The 21,625-nt window shown below is 35.1% G+C and carries 21 protein-coding genes and 1 pseudogene; 7 read left to right on the top strand and 15 right to left on the bottom strand.

The annotated features are described in order from the left end of the window. Positions 1-23 precede the first annotated feature (23 nt). Positions 24-1,001 (bottom strand): endonuclease/exonuclease/phosphatase family protein, encoded by a 978-nt coding sequence (locus ABJI11_RS09815; RefSeq protein WP_348351665.1) that lies wholly within the window; start codon positions 999-1,001, stop codon positions 24-26. A gap of 165 nt (positions 1,002-1,166) precedes the next feature. On the opposite strand from ABJI11_RS09815, the gene hflX reads away from it, so the two are divergent. Beyond that, positions 1,167-2,378, top strand: a complete 1,212-nt coding sequence (gene hflX / locus ABJI11_RS09810; protein ID WP_348351663.1) for a GTPase HflX — start codon at positions 1,167-1,169, stop codon at positions 2,376-2,378. A 279-nt stretch (positions 2,379-2,657) separates the two neighbouring features. Here the strand turns inward: hflX and ABJI11_RS09805 are convergent, their stop codons facing one another. The 11 genes from ABJI11_RS09805 to ABJI11_RS09755 all read right to left on the bottom strand — a co-directional run bounded on the left by ABJI11_RS09805 (position 2,658) and on the right by ABJI11_RS09755 (position 11,506). Beyond that, positions 2,658-3,584, bottom strand: a complete 927-nt coding sequence (locus ABJI11_RS09805; RefSeq protein WP_348351661.1) for a DUF3078 domain-containing protein — start codon at positions 3,582-3,584, stop codon at positions 2,658-2,660. Between the two features lie 72 nt (positions 3,585-3,656). Continuing rightward, a complete protein-coding gene (locus tag ABJI11_RS09800) occupies positions 3,657-4,163 on the bottom strand; it encodes a DUF2480 family protein (RefSeq protein WP_348351660.1) in 507 nt (168 codons plus the stop codon). Between the two features lie 36 nt (positions 4,164-4,199). Then, entirely contained in the window at positions 4,200-4,532 is a 333-nt protein-coding gene (locus ABJI11_RS09795) for an SUF system Fe-S cluster assembly protein (RefSeq protein ID WP_036151130.1), read from the bottom strand. A gap of 4 nt (positions 4,533-4,536) precedes the next feature. Then, positions 4,537-4,962 carry a SufE family protein gene (locus tag ABJI11_RS09790; protein ID WP_276491561.1) on the bottom strand — a complete coding sequence of 142 codons (426 nt, stop codon included), beginning with the start codon at positions 4,960-4,962 and terminating at the stop codon, positions 4,537-4,539. A gap of 72 nt (positions 4,963-5,034) precedes the next feature. Beyond that, complete coding sequence (locus ABJI11_RS09785; protein WP_348351657.1) at positions 5,035-6,249, bottom strand: cysteine desulfurase; 1,215 nt, start codon at positions 6,247-6,249, stop codon at positions 5,035-5,037. Positions 6,250-6,337: 88 nt separating this feature from the next. Next, positions 6,338-6,958, bottom strand: a complete 621-nt coding sequence (locus tag ABJI11_RS09780) for an outer membrane beta-barrel protein (RefSeq protein WP_348351656.1) — start codon at positions 6,956-6,958, stop codon at positions 6,338-6,340. A gap of 120 nt (positions 6,959-7,078) precedes the next feature. Next, a complete protein-coding gene (gene sufD / locus ABJI11_RS09775; RefSeq protein WP_348351654.1) occupies positions 7,079-8,395 on the bottom strand; it encodes a Fe-S cluster assembly protein SufD in 1,317 nt (438 codons plus the stop codon). A 72-nt stretch (positions 8,396-8,467) separates the two neighbouring features. After that, entirely contained in the window at positions 8,468-9,220 is a 753-nt protein-coding gene (gene sufC, locus ABJI11_RS09770) for a Fe-S cluster assembly ATPase SufC (protein WP_276491556.1), read from the bottom strand. 59 nt (positions 9,221-9,279) lie between these two features. After that, positions 9,280-10,725: a Fe-S cluster assembly protein SufB gene (gene sufB, locus ABJI11_RS09765; protein ID WP_348351652.1), complete on the bottom strand. Its 1,446-nt coding sequence runs from the start codon at positions 10,723-10,725 to the stop codon at positions 9,280-9,282. A 42-nt stretch (positions 10,726-10,767) separates the two neighbouring features. Next, positions 10,768-11,133: a four helix bundle protein gene (locus tag ABJI11_RS09760; protein ID WP_348351650.1), complete on the bottom strand. Its 366-nt coding sequence runs from the start codon at positions 11,131-11,133 to the stop codon at positions 10,768-10,770. 43 nt (positions 11,134-11,176) lie between these two features. Further along, the gene (locus ABJI11_RS09755) at positions 11,177-11,506 is read right to left on the bottom strand and encodes an iron-sulfur cluster assembly accessory protein (RefSeq protein ID WP_073241609.1); all 330 of its coding nucleotides are present in this window, start codon (positions 11,504-11,506) and stop codon (positions 11,177-11,179) included. A 461-nt stretch (positions 11,507-11,967) separates the two neighbouring features. On the opposite strand from ABJI11_RS09755, the gene ABJI11_RS09750 reads away from it, so the two are divergent. Together ABJI11_RS09750 and thiL are read left to right on the top strand one after the other, a co-directional pair. Further along, the gene (locus ABJI11_RS09750) at positions 11,968-13,413 is read left to right on the top strand and encodes a Gfo/Idh/MocA family oxidoreductase (RefSeq protein WP_348351648.1); all 1,446 of its coding nucleotides are present in this window, start codon (positions 11,968-11,970) and stop codon (positions 13,411-13,413) included. A gap of 98 nt (positions 13,414-13,511) precedes the next feature. Then, entirely contained in the window at positions 13,512-14,555 is a 1,044-nt protein-coding gene (thiL, locus tag ABJI11_RS09745) for a thiamine-phosphate kinase (RefSeq protein ID WP_348351646.1), read from the top strand. Between the two features lie 12 nt (positions 14,556-14,567). On the opposite strand, the gene ABJI11_RS09740 is transcribed toward thiL, so the two are convergent. Beyond that, positions 14,568-14,804, bottom strand: a complete 237-nt coding sequence (locus ABJI11_RS09740) for a hypothetical protein (RefSeq protein ID WP_348351644.1) — start codon at positions 14,802-14,804, stop codon at positions 14,568-14,570. Positions 14,805-15,058: 254 nt separating this feature from the next. Here ABJI11_RS09740 and ABJI11_RS09735 point away from each other — a divergent pair, with 254 nt between their 5' ends. Then, complete coding sequence (locus tag ABJI11_RS09735; protein WP_348351643.1) at positions 15,059-16,345, top strand: branched-chain amino acid transport system II carrier protein; 1,287 nt, start codon at positions 15,059-15,061, stop codon at positions 16,343-16,345. 165 nt (positions 16,346-16,510) lie between these two features. Next, positions 16,511-17,047, top strand: coding sequence for a fasciclin domain-containing protein (locus ABJI11_RS09730; RefSeq protein WP_348351707.1), 537 nt, complete (start codon positions 16,511-16,513; stop codon positions 17,045-17,047). 53 nt (positions 17,048-17,100) lie between these two features. Here ABJI11_RS09730 and ABJI11_RS09725 read toward each other — a convergent pair whose 3' ends face one another. Continuing rightward, complete coding sequence (locus ABJI11_RS09725) at positions 17,101-17,871, bottom strand: exodeoxyribonuclease III (protein ID WP_348351641.1); 771 nt, start codon at positions 17,869-17,871, stop codon at positions 17,101-17,103. Between the two features lie 9 nt (positions 17,872-17,880). Next, complete coding sequence (locus tag ABJI11_RS09720) at positions 17,881-19,173, bottom strand: aminopeptidase P family protein (protein WP_348351639.1); 1,293 nt, start codon at positions 19,171-19,173, stop codon at positions 17,881-17,883. 146 nt (positions 19,174-19,319) lie between these two features. Here ABJI11_RS09720 and ABJI11_RS09715 point away from each other — a divergent pair, with 146 nt between their 5' ends. Both ABJI11_RS09715 and ABJI11_RS09710 read left to right on the top strand, forming a co-directional pair. Continuing rightward, positions 19,320-20,771: a M20/M25/M40 family metallo-hydrolase gene (locus ABJI11_RS09715; protein ID WP_348351637.1), complete on the top strand. Its 1,452-nt coding sequence runs from the start codon at positions 19,320-19,322 to the stop codon at positions 20,769-20,771. A 20-nt stretch (positions 20,772-20,791) separates the two neighbouring features. Then, positions 20,792-21,625, top strand: a pseudogene (locus tag ABJI11_RS09710) (peptidase M28); the annotation flags it as partial.

The following is a 21,625-nucleotide window of genomic DNA, read 5'->3' as shown; positions in this document are numbered from 1 at the left end:
TTTTTCTTTCGTTTAAATGTCAATCAAGAATTTAAGGTAAACATAGCGTAAACAGGAAAATGATCACTATAACCACCCATATACCGATCTGAGACAAAAGTTCTGTAGGGCGTACCTTTATATTTTCCTTTTTTCTCTTTTAAAGATTTGTGATCAAATATAGCAGCACTGTCAAAACTGTGTGTATTCTTTTGATAATTAAAAAATGAGTTCGACAACAAAATTTGGTCAAACATGTTCCATTTGCTACCATAAACAGAAGAGCCTGTAGTGTCTGGTATATGCAAAGTCTCAAAAGGATTAAATAAAGATGCTTCTTCTTTAAGTAGCTGTAAACTTTTAGAAGAGGGATCATCGTTAAAATCGCCCATGACAATAATATTGGGATCTAATTCCGTATTCTTAATAACCTCAATTTTTTGAACAATCTCTTCTGCGGCGATAACACGTTTGTATTCCGTTTCAACACCACCATCTCGCCTAGAGGGCCAATGATTAACAAAAACATGTACCAGTTCTTTATTTAATTCTCCTTTTACATATAGTATATCTCTCGTTGTATCTCTAACTCCGCCAGGATTATCGACCATTAAAGTAAATGGCTCTGAATGTAAAACCTTAAAAAAGCGTTTTCGGTAGATAAGACCTGTATCTATGCCTCGTTCATCGGGCGAATCATAATGAACAAATCCATAATCAATAACATCTAAAGCCTCTGTATCTAGTAGGGCTTTGAATACACTATTATTCTCAGCTTCTGCAACACCTATTAACGCAGGAGGATAAGGATGGTCTTCATCTCCTATTTTAATTATCGTCTCAGACAATTTATCCAATTTACGCTGGTAGCGTTCAACTGTCCATTTTTTTGCACCATTTGGTGTATAATCTTTGTCCAAAATCTTAGTATTACGTTCTGGATCAAATAGATTTTCTAAATTGTAGAACGCAACCGTATAACGCTGTTTTTTAGCTTTTTTCTTAAAAAATGGAAATCGCATAAATATTTTTAATGGGTAACCAATCTAAGACAAAACCATTTGAAAACGCTAATTGAAAAATTGAACCTTCAAGGAATGTCTTAGCGTATGTAATCTCGATTATCGAGTCAATAAAAATACGAAATAGCTTATCGGTAATTGCTTAATTTTGCACTTTACGGAAATATGATAGAAAAGAAGAGTATAGATTATGAAAAAGCGGTTCTTATTGGTGTTATCAATAAGGAGCAAAATGAAGAAAAAGTAAATGAATATCTAGATGAACTAGAGTTCCTTACTTATACGGCAGGCGGTGAGGTTATAAAACGCTTTGTGCAACGTATGGATGTTCCAAATCCGAAAACACTTATTGGTAGTGGTAAAATGGAAGAAGTGGAACAATACGTACAAGACCATAAAGTAGGATCTGTCATTTTTGATGACGAACTTACGCCAGGTCAACAGCGTAATATTGAAAAACAATTACGATGTAAAATCATTGATCGTACCAGTTTAATATTGGACATCTTTGCACAACGTGCACAAACAAGTTATGCCAGAACACAAGTTGAACTAGCACAATATGAATACTTGTTACCAAGACTAACGGGTTTATGGACGCACCTTGAGCGACAAAAAGGGGGTATTGGTATGCGCGGACCAGGAGAAACCGAAATTGAAACGGATAGACGTATTGTACGTGATCGTATTACCTTACTTAAAAAGAAACTAAAGAAAATAGATCGCCAAATGGAAACCCAAAGGGGTAACCGTAGTGCTTTAGTTCGTGTGGCTTTGGTTGGATATACCAATGTAGGTAAGTCTACATTAATGAATGTAATAAGTAAGAGTGATGTATTTGCCGAGAACAAACTGTTTGCTACATTAGATACTACGGTAAGAAAAGTGGTTATAGGAAATCTACCTTTTTTATTAAGTGATACAGTAGGTTTTATTAGAAAACTACCTACACAGCTGGTAGAAAGCTTTAAAAGTACTTTAGATGAAGTAAGGGAAGCAGATCTGTTATTACATGTAGTAGATATCTCTCACCCTCAATTTGAAGAACATATTGAATCTGTAAACCAAATTCTATCTGAAATTAAAAGTTCAGAAAAGAAAAGTATCATGATATTCAATAAAATCGATCAATACGAACACGATATCATTGATGATGATGATTTGGTTACCGAACGCACCGGCAGACATTTTACCATTAACGATTGGAAACAAACCTGGATGGAAAAAGTGGGCGACCGTGCTATTTTTATATCTGCACTCAACAAAGAGAATTTAGATGAGTTTAGAAAACGTGTGTATGATGAAGTAAGAGATATTCATGTAACTCGCTTTCCGTATAATAATTTTCTATATCCAGAACACTTAGATCAGTACTAGATACCAATTATAATCAAAATTGTGCAGTTCATCGATGAAATTAAACCAATGGTAAATCTCACCACATTTTGAGATCAGTTCACAACATAAATTGCTTACTACATGACCTTATGCATTAATTTTACAGTGTACTTAAGATAAGTCTTGACCCCAAATCGATATTTAGCTTATGAAAACTAAAAAGTAAAACCCCAAATTTTACGATATTACTTAACCGAAAAAAGCCCTCTAATTAGAGGGCTTTTTTATTATATGTACATTACTAAATATTATCTAAGACTACAAAGAGTAGTTAAGACCTACTAGGAAATACGTTTGTAATTTGTTATCAACAGTATCAAAAGTAGTAGCTGTTTCTCCTAACGTATTAACTGCATAGTTTAATGCCTCTTGCTTGTTGTCACGTAAACCGAATTCAAAACCTAAACCAATACCGTTCCATAACGTGTAACCAAATGAGTTGATCCAAGTAATGTTAGAAAGGTCACCGCTCTCATAGCTTTGAAACATAGAAAGGTTAGACTTAAAGTTTACCGCTCCAATTTGTCTTGTGTAATCAGCAACAATCTTAGCACCTAAAGAAGATTCAAAAATTGCATCGTTATCACTAAATACGAAGTTGTAGTTTAATGGATGAATTACAACAACTAAATCAGTAATAGGAGTCCAAGTAGCACCAACACCTAAGTCAAGGTATCCTGGATCGTTAAAGTTATTTAATATAGTTGTTCTGTACTCACCTAAACCAGAAATAGCCCACTTTTCACTAAGCTTTCTTCCGTAAAGAGAAGAGATGTTGAATACATCTGTACCTTGCTTAAAGCTATCGTCATCAGTATCATCGTTCTTGTCATCGAACTTTACCCATCCTAAATTAATGTTACCAGTGTTTCTCCAAAAGAATTTCTCTTCGTTCAAATTAGCAAAAGCATTCACAGTTACACCAATGTTACCAGATGCTAAATCTGGAGTTCCTTGACCGTACCAGTTATTAAAGCTGCTTAAGTTAGCACCAATAGTACCAAATGCACCTAATTTCCAGCCTGGTAATGCATCTATTGCACCCTGAATAGCATCAGCTCTTCCTTGAATAGCTGCGATAGAATCATTTGCAGCACTTAATTGACCTTTTAGTTCTTCTTCTGTTTGAGAAAAACCAACAGTTGCAACAAACGCAAGAGCTAGAGTTAATACAATTTTCTTCATAATAATCAATGTTTATAATTTATAGTGGCGCAAAGGTAATAATACTAGCAACAAATTATCAAATTGATAATGTTATTTTCTTTTAAATAAAGGCACTGAAGAACATGCCTCACCATACATAATTGACTTTGCAAGTGGTTTTAAACGCTCTGCTAGAAAGAGATAGGCGTTCGCAGGAACAGGTTTATTACTGCATCCTTTTATGATTATTAATTTATCTTGATATTCAGAAAAATCAATGTTTTCGATTATAGACTGATATATACTTGTTTCTAAGTCTACCAATGAACCTTGAATTGCTTTTTTTGCTATTCCGCTAAGCTTCATACTTAACAATAGGTAAGCCCAACCCGGTACAATAGCATCTGTAGAACACTGCATGGCAACATAAGCACCTTCATATTGAGACCAATCATGGGCGTCAACAAAGGCTCTGAATTCCTTTTCCTTTAATATAAAACCTTCAAAAAGCCAATCTTTAATATCTAACACTACTCTATTTCCTTGAGGATAGTAATCTTCTAGGTTAAAAGTAATCAGTTTGCTCTGGGCAACTTTATTTACGATTTCGTCTTGCATACAGGTGAATTATGGACAGGAATAAAACTTCTCTTATTAAAGAAGACCTAATTCTAATTTTGCTTCTTCACTCATTAAATCCTGAGTCCAAGGCGGATCAAAAGTAATTTCAACCTCAGCATCTTTAATGGCATCTAGCGACTTTACTTTTTCTTCAACTTCTGCAGGTAAACTCTCAGCTACCGGACAGTTTGGCGATGTTAGCGTCATTAAGATTTTAACTTCATTATCTTCATTCACCAAAACATCATAGATCAAACCAAGTTCGTAAATGTCTACAGGAATTTCTGGATCATAAATGGTCTTTAAAATCTTAACGATTTTCTCTCCTAATTCTGCGCTGTCTTCAGCTATATTTTCGTCACTCATAATCTTATTCTTCAATTTGTGTTTGATACGCCACTGCGTATAACTTTAGTTGTTTGATCATACTTACCAAACCGTTTGCCCTAGTTGGCGACAAGTGCTCTTTTAACCCGATTTCATCTATAAATTGTGTATCGGCATCTAAAATATCCTGTGGTTTCTGATTACTAAATGCACGAATTAGAATGGCAATAATACCTTTGGTAATGATAGCATCGCTATCTGCTGTAAATATCAGCTTATTATCTTCTAGATCTGCATGCACCCAAACTTTACTTTGGCAACCCTTAATAATATTATCGTCGGTCTTAAATTCTTCTTTGATCAATGGAAGCGACTTGCCTAGTTCTATCATATATTCATAGCGCTGCATCCAATCATCGAACATGGAAAATTCGTCTATAATCTCTTCTTGTATCTCTTTAATTTCCATTGCTTTATTTTATGCAAAAATACGATAACAATTGAAGGATTTCAAACCTTAACATTACCTATGAAACTTTGTTTATAACAACATACTTTTAGCTTTTAAAACACCTTGTACCAACACATCAACTTCTTCCTTAGTATTATAGAAAGCAAAACTAGCACGTACGGTACCTGGTATTTTAAAGAAATCCATAATTGGTTGTGCACAATGGTGCCCGGTACGTACCGCAATACCCAACTTATCTAAAATACTGCCCATATCATATGGATGTACACCTTCTATATTAAATGAAATAACAGAAGTCTTGTTTTTTGCCGTGCCGTAAATTTTTAGTCCGTCTATCTTCAGTAACTCCTGCGTGGCATATTCTAATAACTCATGCTCATATTTGGCAATTTCTTCAAAACCAATTGCATTCATATAATCTAAAGCGGCACCGAAAGCAATACCACCACAAATATTAGGGGTGCCCGCCTCAAATTTATGCGGCAAATCTGCATATGTCGTTTTTTCAAAAGTTACCTCGGCAATCATTTCACCACCACCTTGATACGGTGGTAATTTATTCAACCACTCCTCTTTGCCATATAACATACCTTCACCCGTAGGTCCACATATTTTATGAGCGGAACAGGTATAGAAATCAACATCTAAAGCCTGTACATCTGCAACTAAATGCGGAGCAGCTTGCGCACCATCTATTAAAACGGCAGCACCTACTGCATGTGCTTTTTCAATAATCTTTTCAATAGGGTTAATAGTACCCAACGCGTTCGAAATATGATTACAGAAAACCAGCTTTGTTTTATCCGATAGTAAGTCTTCATAAACATCCATCAGCAATTCCCCATCCAAATTCATAGGTATTACCTTTAAAATAGCCCCAGTACGTTCACATAACATTTGCCATGGCACAATATTAGAATGATGCTCCATTGCTGAAACTATAACCTCATCTCCATTCTTTATAAGCGATGAAAATCCGTTTGCAACAAGGTTTATACTATGGGTGGTACCCGAAGTAAAAATAATCTCGTAAGCCTTGGCTGCATTAAAATGCTTTTGAATTTTTAACCTGGCTTGCTCATATTTATCTGTGGCCTCTTGAGAAAGCGTGTGTACCCCACGGTGAATATTTGCATTGTAGTTTTGATAGTAATCTACAATAGCATCTATTACCTGCTGCGGAGTTTGAGATGTAGCCGCATTGTCTAAATAGACCAATGGTTTACCGTTTACCTCACGCTTAAGAATTGGAAAATCTTCCCTTATTTTTTTAATGTCTAACATAGTCAATCTTCTTATATACAAAGATACCCGATAATGAAAACATATCGGGTATTGTTTATCCTTTTGTGAAGTGGTAGATTTTTTAGTTTTAAAACCGAAATCCGATACCAGCTTTTATTAGACTTCCATTTTCATCATAATCATAACTGAAAGTTTCTCCATTTATAACGGTATCTCCATTTACATTTACGTTTAAGTAATCATATTGTATTTGAATAAAAAATCTTTTAGAAATATCATAAGACAGACCTAAATTCAAGTTTAATCCTCCGTCAGTAGAATTATTATCAACTTCTGAATTATTTCCACTTTTATAATAGTAATCATCTTTAACTATTGAATAACCTAGGGCAATTTGTGGCTTAAGTTTTGTAAAACCCGGTATCGTCAATTCGGCAAACACTTTCGGCTGAAATAAAAGCTTTTTCACTTTATAATCATTATTTACATTTACATTCTCTTGATCGTAGTATGTCCATTCATCTTGATTTTTTAAATACGCGACACTAAGACCAACACCAATATTTACGGCTCCTAGCTCAACAAAACGATATTTAATACCCAAATCGATAACACCATTTAATTCACTAAATCCTAAATCATCAGAAACATTTAATGGATAATTGGCTTCCACACTCCATTTTTGATCTTGAGCATGTAAAATAATAGAGGTAAATACTAAAAATGAGGTAAGTAAAAGTCGTTTCATAAAATTCTAGTTAATTATTTATAAAACGAAAATAGTTCAATAGCAGTGTAAGAAAATACAACGGTTCGTTAAGAATTACCTAACGAACCGTTAATTTAATGGAATAAAATAATGAATATCTTACAAATCAAACCCAAGGTTTACCCCTAGTTTTTCTGCAATTAATTTATTTATTCTTGTCTTCAATTCTGGTATACGAACCGAAGACAATACGTTATTAGCAAAGGCATACATTAATAATGCTCTTGCTTCTTTTTCTGGAATACCTCTAGATTGTAAGTAAAACAAAGCATCTTCATCTAACTGACCAATAGTACAACCATGAGAACATTTTACGTCATCTGCAAAAATCTCTAATTGAGGCTTTGTGTTGATGCTAGCTTTATCACTAATTAAAATGTTATTGTTCTGTTGAAAAGCATTGGTTTTCTGAGCTATTTTATCAACGATAATTTTACCGTTAAAGACACCTGTAGAAGCATCACCATAAATACCTTTATAATCTTGATGGCTTTCACAGTTAGGCTCTATATGATGTACCAAAGTATGATGATCTACATGCTGCTTCTCACCTAAAATAGTAACTCCTTTCATGGTAGAGTCTATATACTCACCATTTTGATAGAAATTAAGGTTGTTACGGGTTAATTTCCCACCAAAAGAGAACGTATGAATTTTTACTAAACTCTTATCTTTTTGGTCAATGTAGGTATTGTCGATTAATGAAGCTGTTTCAACATCATTCTGTATTTTGTAAAAATCTACAATAGCACTTTTTGCAGCGAATATTTCGGTAACCGCATTGGTAAGTACTTCATTTGAAGTTAAACTTTGGTGACGCTCTATAATCTGTACCTCCGCATTTTCCTCAACAACAATTAAATTTCTTGGTTGCAATAACAAAGAAGCCTCATTACCTGTAGAGAAATGTAGAATCTCAATTGGCTTTTTAGGCATTTTATTCTTGGGAATATAGATATAAGCCCCTTCCCTACTGAACGCAGTGTTCAATGAGGTTAACGACTCATCTTTAGATGCCACTTTATTAAAATACACATCAATTACCTGCTTATACATAGGCTTTGTAAGCGCTGCACTCATTAAGCAGATATCAACACCATCATGCGTAGTTTCAGAAAGGTAAGAGCTATAAATACCATCAACAAAAACAATCTTGTAGGTATCAATTTCGTGAATAAAATAGCGTTTTACATCTTTATACTCCAACGCATTCTGTTCCTTAGGAAATATGCTGAAATCTATTTTTTGTAAACTATTTAATGAAGTATATTTCCAAGCTTCTTCCTTTTTAGAAGGAAATCCTTTTTCCTCAAAGTTTTTTATAGCCGTCATACGAACATCGTGTACCGGATGCTCAACATCCACGTTGTTCTCAAACGCCATAAAAGAGGAAATCAATTTATCTTTTAAATCCATATTTTTTCAGTTGCCAGTTTGCAGTAGTAATTGGCAGTTAATAATTACTGCCATTGAATACTGTATACTTAATTACACCGCTGTTTCTTGCTTTAACCAGTCGTATCCTTTTTCTTCTAACTCTAGTGCAAGCTCTTTACCACCAGATTTCACAATTTTACCATTATGTAAAACGTGTACATAATCTGGCACGATATATTCTAACAAACGTTGGTAGTGCGTAATCAAGATTACTGCATTATCCTTACTCTTTAATTTGTTTACACCACTAGCAACAATACGTAGCGCATCAATATCCAAACCAGAATCGGTTTCATCTAATATGGCAACTTTAGGCTCTAACATTGCCATTTGAAAAATCTCATTACGTTTTTTCTCACCACCAGAAAAACCTTCATTCAATGATCTAGATAAGAACTTACGGTCAATCTCCAATAACTCAGATTTCTCACGAATAAGCTTCAACATATCTTTAGCAGGCATATCTTCTAAACCTTTTGCCTTACGAGATTCGTTGATTGCCGTTTTCATAAAGTTGGTAACGGAAACACCTGGAATTTCAACTGGGTACTGAAAAGATAGAAAAACACCTTTGTGTGCTCTTTCTTCTGGAGAAACATCTTCTAAATCTTCACCACTTAACTCAATTGAACCTTGAGTAACCTCAAAATTTTCATTACCGGCAATTACAGAAGCCAATGTACTTTTACCAGAACCGTTAGGTCCCATTATAGCATGTACTTCACCAGCTTTTACCTCTAAGTTAATTCCTTTTAATATTTCCTTATCGTCTACGTTAGCATGTAGATCATTAATTTTCAACATAGTATGTTACTTTAAATATTGTGGCGCCTACGGCGTTTTACTAAAATCTTAATTATTATTTATCCTACAGAACCTTCTAAACTAATTTCCAATAATTTCTGTGCTTCTACAGCAAATTCCATTGGTAGTTTATTCAGTACTTCTTTACTAAAACCATTTACAATTAATGCAATTGCTTTCTCGGTATCAATACCTCTTTGATTACAATAGAATATTTGGTCTTCACCAATTTTACTGGTGGTAGCCTCATGTTCTATCATCGCAGATTTATTCTTGGCCTCTATGTATGGAAAAGTATGTGCTCCACATTCATTACCCATTAACAAAGAGTCACATTGAGAAAAGTTACGAGCACCATCGGCACGGCTATTGACCTGTACTAATCCTCTATAACTATTTTGAGATTTACCAGCAGAAATACCTTTAGAAATAATAGTACTCTTGGTGTTTTTACCAATGTGTACCATTTTAGTACCCGTATCTGCCTGTTGGTAATTATTGGTTACTGCAATAGAATAAAACTCACCGATAGAATTATCTCCTTTTAAAATACAAGAAGGATATTTCCATGTTACGGCAGAACCTGTTTCAACCTGTGTCCAAGATACCTTAGCGTTCTTTTCACAAATAGCTCTTTTAGTAACGAAGTTGAATACACCACCTTTACCCTCTTTATTACCAGGGAACCAGTTTTGTACCGTTGAATATTTTATCTCCGCACCATCTAGCGCTACTAGTTCTACGACTGCCGCATGTAATTGGTTTTCATCTCTTGAAGGTGCTGTACAACCCTCAAGGTAACTTACATAACTATCTTCATCTGCAATAACCAAAGTACGCTCAAACTGACCTGTACCTGCCTGATTAATTCTAAAGTATGTAGACAATTCCATTGGGCAACGTACACCTTTAGGAATATAGCAGAAACTACCATCTGAAAAAACAGCAGAGTTCAATGCAGCATAAAAGTTATCTCTTTGTGGAACTACTGACCCAATATATTTTTTGACCAATTCTGGATGGTCTTTTATAGCTTCTGAAATAGAACAGAAAATAATACCCTTTTCAGCTAATGTCTTTTTAAATGTTGTTGCTACAGATACAGAATCCATCACAATATCAACTGCAACGTTCTGAAGCTTTTTTTGTTCATCTACAGAAATACCCAATTTCTTGTACATCTCTAACAATTCTGGATCAACATCATCCAAAGTTTTGTTAGGATCTGCTTTCTTTGGTGCAGAATAATAAGATATAGCTTGGAAATCTGGCTTCTCATAATGAACGTTAGCCCATTCTGGTTCTTCCATCTCTTTCCAATATTTGAAGGCTTCTAATCTCCAAAGTGTCATCCACTCAGGTTCACCTTTTTTCTTAGAAATGGCTATAACGATTTCTTCGCTTAACCCAATAGGAAATGTTTCAGACTCAATATCTGTATAAAAACCATATTCATACTCTTTGGTTTCTAATTCTTTCTTTAATTCTTCTTCTGTATATGCCATATATTCATAGTTAATAAGTAAAAAATAAATGAGTTAAAAAAATCAACTACACCTTTTCTTTACATATTTAATATAGTTTGCTAATTGTTTTGATATCACCACAATTTGCTCTCTATATTCTATTAATTCTTTTTTATTAAAATATCCAATCTGCTCCATCACATTGAAAAGATTCCTAACTTCTCCCGAAGAACCTTTAGCAAAATATAGAAACCTAATCAATTCCTTGTCAGTTTCTCGCTCAAAACCTTCAGAAATATTGTTTGATATTGAAATTGTTGCTCTTCTTAATTGGTCAACCATTGCAAAATCATTTTTAAGAGGTTGCCTTTCTAGCAATCTATAGATATTCCCAGTAAATGTTATCGATAATTTGTATACTTCTAAATCTTCAAAAGAACTATACATAACAACCTTTACTTATTTTCTTTTTCTCTTTTTAACTTAACTTTTATAATGAAAAACTCTCACCACAACCACACGTTCTTTGTGCATTTGGGTTGTTAAAAACGAATCCCTTTCCATTGAGTCCGCCTGAGTATTCCAATACTGTTCCTACTAGGTATAAAAAGCTTTTTTTATCTACAATAATTCGTACGTTATTGTCTTCGAATACTTTATCGGCATCATCTTTCTTGTCGTCAAAATTTAACTCGTAAGATAATCCACTGCATCCGCCGCTCTTCACCCCCACACGTACATAATCCGTCGTAGCATCAAAACCCTCTTCTGTCATAAGGTTGATGACTTTCTGTTTAGCCGTTTCTGATACTTGAATCATAATATCTGGATTTAATCTAAAATAGTTTACAAATATACGTTATAAGTAGGTTTTTTCCATAGAACCTAACATTATTATAAAGTATATTCTAATAGAGAAATACTATTGTTTAAAAGAAACTCATAATTGCAATTGAAGAAGAACATTTTCTAAATTTTAATATCGATTATCGACTTTTAAAAATTTAATATATCTCAATCAAATACAATACTAAATGCGCCTGTATATACCTAAGAAAGTGACATATATAAAACCAATGATGATTAACATATATAATACAATTTAATCTACTTTAAAAAGTAAATTAAATGTTAAAAATTAAATTTACTTTACACGCAACTATCTAATAATCAGTAACTAAAATTTAAATAATATTAACATATAAACCAACACGTTCTTAAATTGTCTGTATTCTAACAGATTTGAATTACCTTCAATACCAATTCAAACAACAACAACTTATGTCAAACAAAAAAAACAACACTCGCCGAAAATTTATGAAGAATACCGGTATGGCGGCAGCCGGTTTTATGATTGTCCCTAGACACGTTTTAGGCGGAACAGGATTTGTCGCGCCAAGCGACAAATTAAATATTGCCGGTATCGGTGTAGGCGGAAAAGGTCAAAGCGATATTGCATCTTTTGCTGAGAGTCCGAATGTAAATATAGTATCCCTCGCCGATGTGGATAATCGACAAGCAGTTGGATCTAGAGAAGCATTTCCAAAAGCTAGTTATTTCAATGATTTTAGGGAAATGCTAGATAAAGAAGGCAAGAATATCGATGCCGTATCCGTATCTACACCTGATCACAACCATGCCGTTGCAGCTTACCAGGCAATGTCAATGGGTAAACATGTGTATGTACAAAAACCTTTGACCCACGATATTTGGGAAGCTAGAATGTTGACCGAAGCAGCAAAAAAATTCAAAGTAGTTACACAAATGGGTAACCAAGGTGGTTCTGGTGACGGTGTACGTACCATGAAAGAAATCTATGACACGGGCATTATCGGTGAAGTACACACCGTAAAATGTTGGACGAATAGAGCTATCTGGCCACAAGCATTACAAACACCAACTAAAAAAGACCGTGTACCTAAAGGTCTAAATTGGGACCTTTGGTTAGGCACTGCAGCAATGCGAGATTACAATAATGCTTACTTACCATTTGACTGGAGGGGTTGGTCAGATTTTGGAACAGGCGCACTTGGCGATATGGCTTGCCATATTATGGACCCTGTGTACAGAATTCTTCCAATTTTATACCCTGACACAGTAGAATGTAGTGTTTCCGATTCTTTCAGTGGTAATTTCCAATATAAAGATTACCCAAAGAGTTTCCCAAATTCTAGTAAAATACATTTAAGCTATCCAAGAACGGATGGCAAAGGAAAAATAAAAGTTACCTGGATGGATGGCGGACTACTACCTGAAAGACCAGAAGAGCTTGGCGATGACGAAGCTTTAGGAAACTGGGATGGCGGCGTACTGTTCATTGGTACAAAAGGAAAATTAATGGCAGATTGCTACGGTGCAAACCCGAGGTTATTACCATTAACACTTAACGAACAATTTGAAGTAGAACAAACTATTGCCCGTGTGCCAGAAGGTCACTACCTACAATGGGTAAATGCATGTATGGCAGGTTATGGAAACGCAGAAACTAGCTCTTCTTTTGATTATGCAGGACCTTTTACCGAAAGTATATTAATAGGGAACTTAGCATTGAAATCATATTTTGAAGTAGATCCAACAGTTGAAAACCAAAGCTTTTGGGGCGGCGGAAAACAATACCACGGTAGAAAAAGATTGCAATGGGATGCAGCAAATATGAAAATCACCAATTTTGAACCCGCAAATAAATACGTAAAACGTACGTATAGAGATGGTTATTCTGTAGGGTAAACTTCAAAATTATTGATAATTACTATAGAAAACCCGAAGCTTTTTAGCTTCGGGTTTTTTTATGCATTTCATCTTATTTTACTTCTTATTTTTGCAACATGCTAGAAGATAAAGAACAAGAAAGAACATCATTAGAGAAATTAGGTGAATTTGGACTCATAGAACACCTTACCAAAGATTTTGAGCTTACTCAAAAATCAACCGTGAAAGGAATTGGTGATGACGCAGCAGTATTAGATTATGAAAAATCTAAAACAGTGATAAGTACTGATCTTTTAATAGAAGGTGTGCACTTTGACCTTGCCTATATGCCATTAAAGCATTTAGGTTATAAATCTATCATGGTCAATCTTTCAGATATTTATGCCATGAACGCAACAGCTACGCAAGTAACGGTTTCCTTAGCTGTATCAAATAGATTTCCACTAGAGGCACTTGAAGAATTTTATGCAGGTGTAGCTACAGCATGTAAAACATACAATGTAGATTTGGTAGGTGGCGACACAACCTCATCTAAAACAGGGTTAATGATTAGCGTTACCGCAATTGGGGTCGCAAATGAAGAAGACATTGCCTACCGTTCAGGTGCAAAGCCAAACGATCTGTTGGTAGTGACCGGAGATTTAGGTGCCGCATACATGGGACTTCAAGTACTAGAACGAGAAAACGAAGTTTTTAAAGTAAACCCAAATAGTCAGCCAGATTTAGAACCGTATTCTTACATAGTAGAGCGACAGTTAAAGCCTGAAGCCAGAAAAGATATTCCTGAATTATTAAAACAATTAGATGTTCACCCAACTTCTATGATTGACATTAGCGACGGACTTTCATCTGAAATTTTACATTTAAGTAAAAGTAGCGGATTAGGGTTTGACTTATATGAAGACAAAATCCCTTTAGATCCCACAGTTATTTCTGCCTGTGAAGAGTTTAAGCTAGACAGTACTTTAGTTGCTTTAAGCGGCGGTGAGGACTATGAATTATTGTTTACCATAGACCAAAAAGAATTCCCGAAAATAAAAGGCAATCCAAACTTGACCGTCATAGGTCATACTACAGGAAAAAACGAAGGTGCATTCTTGATTTCAAGGAGCAACACAAAAATTCCGTTAACCGCACAGGGCTGGAATTCATTTAACTAAAGGCAATACAAATTATGCCACTTGTTGCGCAGGTGCATGTACGTGCGAAGCAGTATGTCTTCTTTGATAAATATGCTCTAATGTTCTATTGATATCTTGTAATTCTGGCGTTAAAGTAGAAAGATTACCACTTACATCTGTAGTTACTTCTTTTTGACAGTGAATACATTTGTATTCTTTAATATGAGATGTCACTTTTTTAGAAATAGCATAGTGATGGCCAAAGATACTGCAGAATAATTTCTTCATGGTGTAGGATGTTTTTTTGCAAAAAATTCGATTTGGGTAATCGAGAAAATGCGATTAATATATTAGGTTGAAAATCAAGGAAATTTGCATACGCTTTGTTTCCTTTGGTTAAAGTACAACACATTAAGGCCCTGTACCAGTAATTGTTGTGAGTTTTACCTAACCTGTTGTCAATGCGCTTTTTTTTGCTGTTTCAATAAATGAAAAACCTTGTCTTGCCTGTTATTTAATAATCTTTCACTTAATTTGTACCCATGTTCAAAAAGAAAGAAACCCTAGTTACAGCCTTTGCCCTATTCTCTCTTTTTTTTGGAGCTGGCAACCTTATTTTACCACCATTACTCGGTTTTAACTCTGGAGACCAATGGCTTATAGTTACAATAGGTTTTGGATTATCAGCAGTAGCTATTCCTGTACTTGGTATTTTGGCACATGCAAAACTTCAGGGCACGCTAATTGATTTTGGAAACAAGGTATCGCCAACCTTCAGTTTAATCTATGCATTCTTCATTTATGCTATTGCAATTGCACTACCTAGCCCCAGAACGGCCTCGGTAACACATGAAATAGCCATACAGCCCTATTGGGACATCTCTTCATGGTTTACAAGTAGCATCTATTTTGCTTTAGTATTATTGTTCGCTTTAAACCGATCTAAAATTCTGAACATACTGGGCAAGGTATTAACGCCCGCTATAATTTTGATTCTCCTTTTAGTAATAGGAATCACTGTTTTCAGGTTCCCATTCGGTTTTGGAAGTACCATTATCGAGAGTCCGTTTACAAACGGAATATTGGAAGGCTACCAAACTTTTGATGCCATTGGTGCAGTCGTTGTTGGTGGTGTTATAATTATATCCATTAACCTTAAATATGTAAATGCATCTTACGAGGATAAAAAATTACTGATAAGAAATGCGGCATGGTTTGCAGGTTTAGCACTGTTCTTAATTTATATGGGACTTATTCTTTCTGGATCCTTAGTACATTCTATATTCGATGCAGACACTACTAGAACAGAAATACTATCTGGTTTAGCTATACAAAGCCTAGGAAACATAGGAAACTTGTTTTTGAGCATTCTAGTGGGTCTGGCATGTTTTACCACGGCAGTAGGCATTGTAACCGGTACGGCAGATTTTGTAGCCTCTAGATTTAAGGAGTCAAAATCGGCATATACTATTATGGCAATAATTGGTAGTGTATTAGGCGTTCTAGTCGGTCAGTTCAATGTAGCTTATATTATTGCAGTAGCAATACCTTCTTTAATGTTTATCTATCCTATAACCATTATACTCATTGTTTTAAATGTAGTGCCAGATAAATATGCATCGTCTTTGGTATTTAGAGCGGTAACCATAGCCACCATACTATTTAGTATTCCTGATTTCTTGGGAAGTATTGGAACATTAACACCTGAATCAAATACTTTTTCATGGATTCCGCTTCAGCAATATAGCTTGGGCTGGGTATTGCCGGCGTTGGCTATGTTTGTGCTATCAAACATTTACATCAACTACAACAAAAACTATCTTTCCTAGATTAATTTTATCTAATATATACTCAAAACCAAACCTTCACCTTTTGGTTTCCGTAAGTGGGGTATACTAAAAAATTAGATTATGAAAATTTCAAAAAAGATTAAACTTGCAACTCTTGCCTTAACTATAGGACTTACAACTTCATCTTTTGCTCAAGATGGCAATATGGAAATGAAGAAGGACAAGAAAATGATGAAAAAGGAAAAAATGATGATGAAGACCAAGATGGTCGGTGGCGCAGAAATGTATCCTAATAAAAATATCATTGAAAATGCAGTAAACTCAAAAGACCATACTACACTAGTAGCGGCAGTAAAAGCAGCTGAATTAGTTGAAACTTTACAAGGCGAAGGTCCATTTACCGTTTTCGCACCAACAAACGAAGCTTTCGAGAAATTACCAAAAGGGACTGTTGAAACTTTATTAAAACCCGAAAACAAAGCTAAGTTACAATCTGTACTTACCTATCATGTAGTTGCCGGTAAAGTAAGTGCTATGGAATTAATCAAGATGATTAAAGATGGTAAAGGAAAAACTGAATTGACTACTGTAAACGGTGGTACATTAACAGCTATGCTAAAAGGTAAAAAAGTACAGTTAAAAGATGTTGCCGGTACTATTTCTACGGTTACCATTGCAGATGTAAACCAATCTAATGGTGTTATACATGTTGTAGATACAGTTGTATTACCAGGAATGTAATTTTTTGCCCCAAATAAAAAAGAACGGCCCACTAGTAGTGGGCCGTTTTATTTTTAAAACTCAATTTCTAAACTAATAGGACAATGATCACTGCCCATTACCTGATCATGAATTTCAGCAGATTTTACTTTGTCCCAAATAGATTCGCTTACCAAAAAGTAATCTAAACGCCAGCCTACATTTCTACCACGTGCACCACCACGTGCACTCCAAAATGTATACTTATCAAAAGTATCTGGATACATTTTTCTAAAACTATCTACTAAATTTAATTCTGAAAGCATATGATCCAAGCCATCTATTTCATCTTGGGTAAAACCAGAAGTTTTATTGTAGTTGCTTTTCGGATTCGCCAAATCGTTCTCCGTATGGGCTACATTAAAATCACCAGTAATAACCAAAGGCTTAGTTTTAGAAAGCTCCTTTAGATAACTGGTAAAATCCTTATCCCATTTTTTACGGTAATCCAATCTTTTTAATCCACTACCACTATTGGGCACATACACATTGATCAAATGAAAATCTTCAAATTCAGAATGCGTAATTCTTCCTTCTTGATCATGTTCTTCAACACCCATATCCTTATCGAACTTAACAGGGGCTTTTTTAGATAAAATTCCTGTACCAGAATACCCTTTTCTTTCAGCGCTATTACTAAAAAGCTTATAGTCTGCTATATCTTTTAAAGCTTCAGCAACCTGATCATCTTGCGCTTTGGTTTCTTGAACACAAAATACATCTGCATCAAAATCTTTTACGATATCTTCAAATCCTTTTTTTACGGACGCTCTAATACCATTTACGTTCCACGATACTAATTTCATTTTCTGCAATTATTTGTTCATTAATTCTTCAATCTCATCTGCCTTAATAGGAATATTCCCCATTAAGTTAAAAGGTTCTCCTTTCTCTTGAATGACAACATCATCTTCTAAACGAATGCCCATGTTTTCTGTCGGAATATAAATTCCCGGTTCTACGGTAAATACCATATTTGCCTTCATTGGAGTTTTCAAAGCACCGTAATCATGTGTATTTAAACCAATATGATGACTGGTACCGTGCATAAAGTACTTTTTATATGCAGGCCATTCAGGATTTTCATTTTGAACATCTGCCTTATCCAACAAACCAAGACCCAGTAATTCTGAAGTCATTAACTTACCACACTCTTTATGATATTCTGCCCAAAGTGTGCCAGGCACCAACATTTTAGTAGCTTCATCCTTTACACGTAGAACAGCATTATAAACCTCTTTTTGGCGCTTGGTGAATGTACCACTTACCGGTATGGTTCTAGACAGATCACTAGAATAATTTGCGTACTCAGCGGCAACGTCCATCAAAATTAGATCACCTGCGTTGCAAGACTTATTGTTTTCTAAATAATGCAATACGTTAGCGTTATTACCAGAAGCTATTATAGGTTGATAGGCAAAACCTTTAGATCTATTTCTTACGAACTCATGTAGCAACTCTGCCTCAATTTCATATTCCATCACCCCAGGTTTCACAAAACTAAGTAGTCTGCGAAATCCTTTTTCAGTGATATTACAAGCAGTTTGCATAATATCAATTTCTTCAGGCTCTTTTACACCTCTAATTTCCTGTAAAATTGGATTACTCTTAGCCACGCCATGAGCAGGGAATTCACGTTTACACTTTTCAATAAATCGATCTTCTCTGGTCTGTGTTTCAACCGCTTGTCTATAATGCTCGTTCGTGTTAAAATAAACAGTTTCTGCTTCGGTCATTAGGTCAAAAAAGATTTTATCAAAATCTTGCAACCAATAAACGGTTTTAATTCCAGAAACTTCTGTAGCCTTCTCTTTTGTCAATTTCTCACCTTCCCAAACAGCAATATGCTCGTTTGTTTCACGCACAAAAAGCACTTCACGATGTTTTTCGCTTATAGCATCTGGAAACAAGACTAAAATAGTTTCTTCTTGATCAGCTCCAGAAAGATAAAAAATGTCTCTATGCTGCTCAAAAGGTAAAACGCTGTCGGCACCTATAGGATAAATATCGTTAGAGTTAAAAACGGCAATACTTTTAGGCTGCATGCGGTCCATAAACTTCTTACGATTCTTTATAAATAGAGAGTTAGGTATTTGTTCGTATTTCATGAATTCTTATTTTGACATAAAATTACGCATTATGTGTTGTTTCCTTAAAAAATAGGGCATAGAATTATAGTATTACAAGAAAGCCAAATCCTATTTTTAATATCAAATTAGCTAACTTGTATACCTCAACCAAACACAAACAACTCATGAAAAAAATCGCTTTTCTATTCATAGGCGTATTATGTCTACAGGCATGCTCAGAAACCAAAAAAGAAGAATCACAAGCTGAATTATTTGCTCGTATCGATACCGAAATCAAAGCAAACTCAAAAGGTTATAGCACCTTAAAAGAAGCAACAGAAACTATAGGGCATCGCTTAACAGGTTCTACAAATGGTGCTAAAGCAGAAGAGTACACCTATAATAAATTTAAAGAATACGGTTTTGAAGACGTTACCTACCAAACTTTTGAAGTGGAAGCTTGGGCAAGAGGCGAAGTGTCTTTAGCAATTAATGATGAAGATATTAAAGTAGTTACCTTAGGTCACGCACCAATTGAAGCTCATGTAACCGGAGATATTGTAGATATGGGCAATGGTTTAGATGCAGACTATGCTGCTAACCCAGATGCTGTAAAAGGTAAAATCTCGTTGGTCTACATTAATATTTTACCAGATAGCGGAGAAGGCCTTAGCAATTTGCACCGAAGCGAAAAAACAGCTTTAGCAATAAAATATGGTGCAATTGGTATCATTATCATCAATCAAGTAGACAATGGAGTTTTATTAACGGGTACCGCTTCTGTTACGGGAGAGTTAATTCCTATTCCTGCAGTTTGTATTGGTAAGGAAGACGGCATGGCATTAAAAGAATCTTTAAAAACAGAAAAAGCTATTGCCAAAATAGACATGACCAATACTAGTGATGTTATTAAGGCTAGAAACGTGGTTGCTACATTACCGGGTACAGAAATACCGCAAGAAGAGATTGTCATTGGCGGTCATTTAGATTCTTGGGATTTGGCAACAGGCGCCATAGACAACGGTATTGGTTCATTTGCGGTTATAGATATTGCTAGAGCCTTTAAAGCAAACAACCTACGTCCAAAAAGAACTGTAAAGTTTGTTATGTTCATGGGTGAAGAGCAAGGGCTACTTGGTTCTAAATATTTAGTGGAACAAGCTATTGAAAACAATACCATTGAAAACATTAAATATATGATGAACCTAGATATGTCTGGTAACCCAATTGGCATGAACGCAGGTGGAGAATTGGAGAACGAACAATTTTTTAAAGATTTAGGCGCAGCCATTCAAAAACAAGATGCCATTTACCAAAACAAGTTTTCAAACAAATCTGGACTACATAGCGATCACCAGCCATTTATGTTAGAAGGTGTGCCTATTTTATCGGTTCACAGTAATTTAGACCGTTCTATTTATGGTTGTTACCATTCTGATTGTGATGATTTTAATCTGGTAAACGAAGACCATATGAAAAATACGGCTCGTTTTGGCACCATGATGCTCTACGCACTTGCAAACGCAGAAACTTTACCAGCTACCAAAATGGATAGCGAAACAACAAAAGAGTTTATGATCAAAAATGATTTAAAGGAGAAATTGATTATTGGCAACGAGTGGAAATGGGAAGAATAAGTTCACTTAATAAAATTATAATGAAGCAGGGTATTGTTCCCGCACTACTCTGCTTCTCTTTTTTAACAGGATGCTCCCAGCATACTGAAGAAAAGCAAGTCGAATATTTTAATCTTGTTCGTCCGGAATTCACAGGCAAGCTTGCTTACGAAACCACGGATTTCGTAGAAGATTATTGGCGCGTGGTTGGTAATACTGGCTTTGATAAAACCATATATCTTATAGCAGATAGTTTACAAGCTGCAGGTTTTGTTTTAGAGGAAAAAGCAAAAGACAATGATCGATTAACCTACCGTATTGAAAAGCGAGAAATGACCCACCAAACATGGGAGCCCGGATCCGCTTCATTACAGATTATCGGTAACGATGAACCTCTTTTACTTTCAGAAACTAACCGAAACATGACCTATTTGAATTCGGTAGCTACTCCGAAAAAAGGTGTTAAGGCTGAAGTTATCTGGATAAAATCCGTTGATGATTTGGATAATATATCATTAGAAGATAAAGTTGTTTTTGCAGAAATGAGTGTTCGGAAATTATACACAACAGCACTTAAAAAACGTGCTTTAGGCATTATCACTTATGACAATCCTGAGTATTTGCAACCAGAAAAAAATAAGACCTCCATTCAATTTAGAAGTCTACCTGAACAATACGATGGCGATTTTTGGGGTATTGCATTATCCTACGAAGCAAAAGAACTATTAGTAGCACAGCTTAAAAAAGGTAAGACTGAAGTCTTAGTAAATATACAAACTAAAAGATACCCATCCGAAGAACTGACAATAGTTGCGAATATAAAAGGTAGCGAATTACCAGATGAGCGTTTGGTATTCAGTGCACATATTCAAGAA

This window comes from Maribacter sp. (genome assembly GCF_039968975.1).
In the GTDB taxonomy this organism is placed as follows: Bacteria; Bacteroidota; Bacteroidia; order Flavobacteriales; family Flavobacteriaceae; genus Maribacter.
Note: the sequence above shows the minus strand (reverse complement) of the source record. Positions and strands in the feature narration are given on the sequence as shown.